Below are 1,499 nucleotides of genomic sequence, written 5' to 3' on the forward strand. Positions count from 1 at the left end.
ACTTTTGTCCCAGCCACTTTTTTAATTTAGGAATTCAGTAATGGTAATTCTAACTTACTAAGATAATCCCCTTCGACATAGTCGACATAATCTTGCTTTTTCAGCCACCCTAGCATTCGATCATTTGTGATTCCATCAACAACAAAGGTAATCCCTGATCTTTCCGTTACACCGCCCCAAAACTTAACATCTTGACGGACCTGTCCAGGAATATCTTGATTTTCGTCTTCATCATTAATTGTTAACTTTATCCCATCGATATACTTAAGAATCGCATGAACTTTCTCATAATGGCGAATCTTGCCAATTTGACTAATAATAACAAAAACGCCATTTTGATGATAATAATCAGCCATCTTTACTAACAAATCCATGGCAGGAACTTGCTTTAACTCAATGTAAATTTGTTCTGGTCCGTTTGGTCCTTTAAAGAAACCGATGATCTCGTCCGCTAAATCTTTATTTAGAAAACTCGCAATTGATAACGAAATGACAATAAACTGATTTCGACTATTGACTACAGCATCACGTAACAAATCAATTCGTTTTTCGATAGAAACATGAGCTTCTCCTGGGTTAACCCAAGTTTGGGTTTTCTGTTCATATCGTTGCAAGACTAAATCATTTGCGTTTCTCCGCTGATCATCACCCTTTAAATCGTAAATTCCTTTAATGAAATAAGCGTACTTTTCGTGCTCAGATTCATCTAGCAGCTGTTGGGTCTGACCGTCGATAGTAACGGCATCACGCCCATGCTCTTTGTTAACATATAATGAGTCATCCGCTCGCTGATAGACATCATTGGGTAGTTGATCTGCCGCTACCATTTCAGTCGCACCGATAGAAATGGTGATCTTTATATCATTCTTGCCATAATGGACGGATAACTCTCTGACTGCACGCCAACAGTTGGTAATAACTTGATAGGCTTCACTCATCGTCGTATCTGGAAAAACAAGTGTAAATTCTTCCCCTCCAGTCCGATAAAGCTCATAGGAGTCGCTATATTGCGCTAAAGTATTCTTTAATTTTTCGGCTACTCCCGAAAGAATTTGGTTACCCGCTAAATGCCCATACCGATCATTAACTAGTTTGAAATGATCAATGTCCAACATCGCAATGACTAAGGGACGTCGACTTGTTCGCGCAACACCAAAGTAATTGAAGATTTCTTTTTGATAGGCAGTATAGTTTTTGGCATTCGTTAACTTATCATAATTAGCCATATAAGCAACTCGTCGATTTCGAGCCCACAAATTTTGTTGTCGGTCTGTTGATAATTTCATTAAGAAAGACATCAAAATGGCTTCAATGGAAACACTAGGCGTCATCGTCATACTTGCTGAATGAATTGGTAATGTAACCCAAAAATCAACAGCAATAATAAAACAGACGATTAGGCGAAGTGGAAATCTTGCCTCAATATAATGTCTGTACCGCCAAATAATACACAGTATCAGAACGACAATAAGCATTGTGGATGTAAGCTGATTCCTGAG

Annotated in this window: 1 protein-coding gene; it reads right to left on the bottom strand. The window is 38.4% G+C overall.

Annotated features, from left to right (window positions below):
• Positions 1-26: 26 nt before the first annotated feature.
• A partial coding sequence (locus FD44_RS09875; protein WP_235809392.1) for a bifunctional diguanylate cyclase/phosphodiesterase occupies positions 27-1,499 on the bottom strand: 1,473 nt, incomplete at its 5' end.

Origin of the sequence: Secundilactobacillus malefermentans DSM 5705 = KCTC 3548 (assembly GCF_001436395.1) — a bacterium.
Classification (GTDB): domain Bacteria; phylum Bacillota; class Bacilli; order Lactobacillales; family Lactobacillaceae; genus Secundilactobacillus; species Secundilactobacillus malefermentans.